The following is a 7,069-nucleotide window of genomic DNA, read 5'->3' as shown; positions in this document are numbered from 1 at the left end:
CGTGGAATAGTCGATGTGTTTTCTTTTTCAAATGACAATCCGTATCGAATTGAGTTTTTTGGAAATGAAGTCGATTCCATTCGAAGTTTTGATGTAGAAACTCAGCTGTCCATCGAAAAACTAAAAAAGATTTCAATTATTCCGAATGTAGAAAATAAATTTTTTGAAGAAAATCGAGAAAGTTTCTTAGATTATATCGATCCAAAAACCGTTCTTTTCATTCAAAATACCGATTTACTTTCGCAACAATTAGACAAACTATTTGCAAAAGCAACCGAAGCATTTTCAAAACTTGACTCCACAATAAAACACGTTCAACCCGAAGGTTTATTTGTAGATCAGAAACAATTTCTTAGAAAAGCACTAAATTTTTCGGTGGTAGAATTAAGCAATTCGCCAACGTATAAAATCGATAAAACGATAGAATTTCATATTCATCCGCAACCTTCTTTCAACAAGCAATTTGATTTGTTGCTTAATAATTTGAACGAAAATCATTTCAACGGAATTAAAAATTATTTATTCTGTTCAAATGAAAATCAGGCGAATCGTTTTCATGATATTTTTGAAGATATTGATGGAGAAAATACCAAAAATCAAATTCCAAATTCCAATACTGAAGAAAATTCATCAACCTACAACCCAAAACCTACAACCCAAGACCTTTTAACGCAATACAATACCGTTGTTTTTCCATTGTTTCAAGGATTTATCGATGAGGAAAATCAGATTGCTTGTTACACCGATCATCAAATATTTGAAAGGTATCATAAATTTAGCATCAAAAACGGCTATTCTAAAAAGCAAACTATAACCTTAAAAGAACTGACATCCTTAACTGTTGGCGATTATGTAACGCACATCGATCACGGAATTGGTAAGTTTGGTGGATTGCAAAAAATTCAGGTAGAAGGCAAAACGCAAGAAGCCATAAAACTAGTTTACGCCGATAATGATATTGTGTATGTGAGTATTCATTCGCTGCATAAAATCTCAAAATACAACGGAAAAGACGGCGCACCACCAAAAATTTACAAGTTAGGAAGTGGCGCGTGGAAAGCGTTAAAACAAAAAACAAAAGCGCGTGTAAAACATATTGCGTTCAATTTAATTCAGCTTTATGCCAAGCGAAGATTGGAAAAAGGATTCGCTTGCGCACCAGACAGTTATTTGCAAAAAGAATTGGAAAGTTCGTTCATTTATGAAGATACGCCCGATCAAATTACCTCAACTCAAGACGTAAAAAATGACATGGAAACCGATCGCCCAATGGACCGATTGGTTTGTGGCGATGTTGGTTTTGGTAAAACTGAAGTTGCCATTCGTGCGGCATTCAAAGCTGTTGATAATGGTAAACAAGTGGCAGTTTTAGTTCCAACTACGATTTTGGCCTACCAACATTACAGAACTTTTTCTGAAAGATTGAAGGAAATGCCCGTTACAATTAGCTACTTAAACCGTTTTAGAACTGCAAAAGAAAAGGCACAAACTATAAAAGAATTATCCGAAGGAAAGCTTGATATTATTATTGGAACGCATCAATTAGTCAATAAAAATGTAGTTTTCAAAGATTTAGGCTTACTGATTATTGACGAGGAACAAAAATTTGGTGTAAACGTAAAAGATAAATTAAAGACAATTTCGGCCAATGTAGATACGTTGACTTTAACGGCAACTCCAATTCCGAGAACGTTGCAATTTTCGTTGATGGCAGCTCGAGATTTATCAGTAATTACAACGCCTCCACCAAATAGATATCCTATTGAAACTAATGTTGTTCGTTTTCATGAAGAGTTAATTCGTGATGCTATTTCGTATGAAATTCAGAGAAACGGACAAGTATTTTTCATCAATAATCGAATTGAAAACATCAAGGAAGTGGCTGGAATGATTCAGCGATTGGTTCCAGATGCAAGAGTTGGTGTTGGTCACGGACAATTGGATGGAAAAAAATTAGAAGAGTTAATGTTGGGTTTCATGAACGGAGAATTTGATGTTTTGGTAGCCACAACTATTATCGAAAGTGGTTTGGATGTACCAAATGCCAATACGATTTTCATCAATAATGCCAATAACTTTGGATTGTCTGATTTGCATCAAATGCGTGGTCGCGTTGGTAGAAGTAATAAAAAAGCGTTTTGTTATTTCATCACGCCACCGTATTCTGCGATGACGGATGATGCTAGAAAACGTATTCATGCTTTGGAACAATTCTCAGAACTCGGAAGTGGATTTAATATCGCCATGAAAGATTTAGAAATTCGTGGTGCTGGAGATTTGCTTGGTGGCGAACAAAGTGGTTTTATAAATGATATCGGATTTGATACTTATCAAAAAATCATGAACGAAGCTATTGACGAATTGAAGGAAAACGAATTCAAAGATTTGTATCCAACAGAGAACAATATCGAAACCAAAGAATATGTAAAAGATTTACAAATTGACACCGATTTTGAATTGCTTTTTCCAGACGAATACATCAATAGTATTACAGAACGTTTGAGTTTGTACAACGAATTGGCTTTGATAAAAGATGAAGAAGCGTTATTGAAATTCGAACAAAAATTAATTGACAGATTTGGAGCTTTACCAAAAGAAGCACTTGCATTATTGAACAGCATCAGAATAAAATGGAAAGCCAGCAGTATTGGAATTGAAAAATTATTGATGAAACAAGGAAAAATGATTGGTTATTTTGTAGGCGATCAACAAAGTGATTTTTACCAATCCAACCGTTTCTTGAAAATGGTTCAGTTTGTACAAATGAATAGTAATTTGTGTAAAATGAAAGAAAAAGAAACCAAAAACGGACTTAGATTATTGCTTACTTTTGACAATGTAAAATCAATTAACAAAGCATTAGAATTAATGAATCGAATATAATTTCTTGAAAATAAAACCAACAAAAAAGCCTTGTAAAAATATCTACAAGGCTTTTTTTATACTTAAAACTGAAATTTAGAATCCTAAACCAATTGTCATTGCTTTTGCTTGAACAGAAATATCTCTCACTTTAGTTGCTGCACCAGTTGTTAAATTGATAGAATAAACAGACGTTGTTCCACCAACTTTTAGTAAACCGTACGCAATACCGCTACTTCCGCCAATATCAAAACCGCTATCTGCATCCACATCAATACCTAAAGCTCCAACTGGAACCAAAGTACCAGCGTTTGGTGGATTTTGAGTGTATAACATATTGGTTTGTGAATCTATAACATACAAAACTGTAGATGTTGCACTTGCGACATTACTTGTATAAGCTGCGCCATTTACCATTGGTGATCCTGGATTTAAATTAGAATCTACTGCCGCAACTGTTCCTAAATCTGGGTGTAATCTTAAATTTTGACCCGAATCACTTACTAATCTAATTCTATCTACAGTTGGATTGAAATCGAATCCGAATGTTGTTCCAGAAAGAGCTGTTGAAAGTGTTGATCCAACTACTGCGGTTGCACCAGATGAAGTATTGATTGTTACAATTCTGCTTTGGTTTGTAATACCATATAATTGTCCTGTTGCTGGTCTAAAATCGATACCAACTATTGTCTCTCCTGAAGCTGTTCCTGTTATTGCAGAAACTGATGAAACTCCTGTTGTAGGATTGAATCTGAATAATTCATTTCCAGCAGTTATTGCATAAGCAACCGGATTTGTTTTAAATGCAATACTGATAATTTGTTGTGAAAACGTACCAATGTTTCTAGCTTTTCCATTTTCTAAACTTACTGAGTAAAGTGTTGAAACACTTGCATTATTAGTTACAGCTAAAGCTTGAGAATTATCTGGAGTAATATCAAAATCACCTAAACCTTCAAAATCTAAAGTTAAATCTCCAACAACTTGTAATGTTCCGTCATTTGGTGGCATTTGCATGTACAATTTATCGGTTTGAAAATCGATGTCATACATTACAGTTGAAGTAGCTCCAGCGATACTATTAGTGTACGCAACTGCTCCAACTCTTGCATTAGCAACTCCATTGATTGCACCATCGGTTGCAGCAACTGTTCCTAATTCTGGGTGAAGACGTAAATTTTGTCCCGATTCTGTAACTAATCTAATTCTATCTACTGTTGGATTAAAATTGATTGAAGCGTTTGCTCCAGCAATTGCCGGCGTGAAAGATGCTGTTCCTAATGCTGTTGCAAGACCGCTTTGTTCATTAATAAAATACAATCTGCTTGAAGAACCTAAACCATATAGTTGACCTGTTGCTGGTCTATAATCAATACTAATAATTTGGTCTCCAGCTGTTAATCCAGTAATTGGAGTAGTTGACATTGGAGTAGTTAAATTGGTAGAATTGTATTTTACAATAACATTATTGTTAGATAAAGCCGTGAAATTCACATTCGGAATTGGATCTGGTGGCGTAACAATTGGTGTATTATTATCATCATCACTACAAGACGTTATAGCAAAACAAAGTGAGGTTAAAATCGCTAGAGAAGCGAATCGATTAGTAAATTTAAATTTTTTCATTTGTAAATATTTTTTAGTTATGAAAGTAGTTACGCAGAAAAAAGATTTTTGGTTTTAAAAAAAAGCTCTTTATCAATTTTAAAAAAATTTGATAAAGAGCTTTTGGAGGAAAAGTACTTGAGTTTACTACTTTTTCAATATTTTGAAGTTCACTTCTTTGTTGTCATCAAATTTTAATTTGAAGAAATAAGTTCCGGTAGAATAGGCAGAAATATCAACATTTGTATTTAAATCATTTACATCATTTTGATATAATAATTGACCCATAATGTTGTAAACAGCAACCTGATTAATTTCTGATTTAGAATTTATAGAAACTGTTCCGTTAGTTGGATTTGGGAAATAAGTAAAATCAATTCCGTTAAATTCATTGTTTGATAAAGCGCTACAAGAAGTACTAGCAATCCATCCGTCATCGGTAACTCCGGCATCAGATAAAAAACGCATAGTTAAAGAACCATCGGCAGCCGTTGAAGTAAATGGACCAGGAATTGTTGTTCCTGTATATCCATTTGCAGCAAATGATGGAGCAGTAGTTGAATTACCATCATAAATGTATAGGTAATCATAATCTGTTTCTAAAGAAAATGCAGAGAAGGTTAAAGTCACTTTTTGTCCCGTAACATTAGGAGCAATCACTCTCACAAATTCTTGATTATCTGTATATTCACCAGAAGCTCCACCAGTATCTGTAATTGTAATTCCACTACAATAATTGGCTGATGTTGCAAAAATACTTTCTCTTCCACCAGCAGTAACACCTGATGGACAACTTGGTCTTATGCCTGCTTTATAATAAGTATTTGGTGTTAAATTGGTAACGTTGAAGGTATTGGTCGAGATTGAAATCCAATTATTAAAATTTGATGCAAATGCTTTTACAACACGTTGCCACGAAGTTGCTCCACCCGCATCTGCAAAACTTATCGTTGCTGTTGTATTTGTAATATTTGAAGGAGAAATAGTATCAACAAAATTTATACACGTATTAACACAATCAAAACTTAAACAAAAAACATTGTTTACTGCGTTTTGAATTGCGGTTCTCGGCTGTGGTCCAAATCCATTAGTAAAACTAATTCCTGAAGAAGTTAAATGGCAATAACTCATTATTGTTCCTCTAACAGCTGTTGTAGGAATTGTTGGTGGTGATGTAACACAACCACTTCCTTCCGATGTTCCGCCTCCAACTGGTCCACAATTATCAATGGCAGTATTGTTTCCGTTCCATGAACAAGAATGGGTGTGTCTTGAACCTAGTAAATGTCCGAATTCGTGAGTTAAAACCATTACTGTCCAAGAATAAGTTGGAACTGTGCTGAAACTAAAATTGACATCAGAATAACAGAAATTATCTTGAGTACACAATCCGTTAATTGTTACTGCAACGCCACCAAGTCCGCCTGGATCAATTCCCACTAACTGGCCAACATCTCCGTTAAAAACTGGCCTAACATCATTAAATTGGTATAAATAATCTCCAGATGAAGGTCCAGTATAAGGATCTTGCGTTGTCCAAATATACATCGATTTTAACGCTGTAGAAATTGCATCATTATTAAATAACGTTTGAACATTGTTAAAAACTGAGGTCATCCAATTGGTAGTTGTGGTTGTACTACTAGAGTTTGCGGTAAATACATCATAATCAATTTCAAAATACATTGTTACACATCTAGTTGTAGCAACATTTCTACTTTGATCACCTTTATTAGTTAAGTCCATCGGTTTTCCTTCGTCGTCTTTAAACGAACAGAAATTTTCAATTGGACCTTTGTAATTTGCATCTGAATAAACAACATAATCATTTACATTATTTGGTTTATCCAATTTACCAACAACTACATTAGAAAGCTCATTGGTAGATAAAATACCATTAAATTCGTTGTTAAAGAAGTTGAAAGAAGCAACAGATGTGTAATCACCTTTTACAATTCCGCGATAGTAAACACCTTTTTCGTAAGAGATATTCTTAAATTTATCGGTATCAATTTGAAAATCTTCAGTAAATAAATTCACTTTATAAAGACTAACCAAAACCGTGCTTCCATTATACGGAACAGACAATTCGATGAAGTCATATTTATTTGTTACAACATCATTTACAGCAATAAGGTTGATTTTTGCTAATGTTGCATTATCAACTGCTTTTACTACATCAACGCTAGAAATAGTTTGGTCTGGCGTTAAAGCAGAAATAGGTTGAAAATATTCTTTCGTTCGCTCATACTCTTTTACCTTTTTACCGATTTCGTTTTGTGAAAATCCGATAAAAGAAAAGAATAAAGAAAAAAGTAGTAGTAGTTTTTTCATAATGGTTTAATAGTAGGTTAATTATAACAGCCAAAAATAGTAAAAACGTTTCAATACTTAATAAGTTTAATAAATAGTTTATTAATCTCTTAAGAACTGTTTATTAAAAAGTTACCTAATTAATTACGTGTTTTTTAAAGTATAGGTTTTGTAATACTAGTTAAATTGCAATTTCGATAAAATTTTTAATCTGAAGTGCGACATGATTAACATCAACTCTATCTATAGGATGAATGGAATTTGGCTTAACATAAAACACTTTCTTCTC

3 protein-coding genes are annotated in these 7,069 nt (G+C 33.6%); 1 reads left to right on the top strand and 2 read right to left on the bottom strand.

Going from position 1 to position 7,069, the window contains the following annotated elements; all coding sequences use genetic code 11:
• Positions 1-2,883: transcription-repair coupling factor (gene mfd / locus DIU01_RS04995; protein ID WP_290832142.1), on the top strand; the 2,883-nt coding region annotated here is incomplete at its 5' end.
• A 75-nt stretch (positions 2,884-2,958) separates the two neighbouring features.
• Here mfd and DIU01_RS04990 read toward each other — a convergent pair.
• Positions 2,959-4,488 (bottom strand): DUF4394 domain-containing protein, encoded by a 1,530-nt coding sequence (locus tag DIU01_RS04990; protein WP_290832141.1) that lies wholly within the window; start codon positions 4,486-4,488, stop codon positions 2,959-2,961.
• A 126-nt stretch (positions 4,489-4,614) separates the two neighbouring features.
• The gene (locus DIU01_RS04985) at positions 4,615-6,801 is read right to left on the bottom strand and encodes a M12 family metallo-peptidase (RefSeq protein WP_290832140.1); all 2,187 of its coding nucleotides are present in this window, start codon (positions 6,799-6,801) and stop codon (positions 4,615-4,617) included.
• Positions 6,802-7,069: the final 268 nt, after the last annotated feature.

It is taken from the genome of Flavobacterium sp. (assembly GCF_003525665.1).
Taxonomy (GTDB): Bacteria; Bacteroidota; Bacteroidia; order Flavobacteriales; family Flavobacteriaceae; genus Flavobacterium.
Note: the sequence above shows the minus strand (reverse complement) of the source record. Positions and strands in the feature narration are given on the sequence as shown.

Coding starts and splice junctions, on each gene's coding strand:
- DIU01_RS04990 (WP_290832141.1), bottom strand. CDS start 4,488: ATGAAAAAATTTAAATTTACTAATCGATTCGCTTCTCTAGCGATTTTA.
- DIU01_RS04985 (WP_290832140.1), bottom strand. CDS start 6,801: ATGAAAAAACTACTACTACTTTTTTCTTTATTCTTTTCTTTTATCGGA.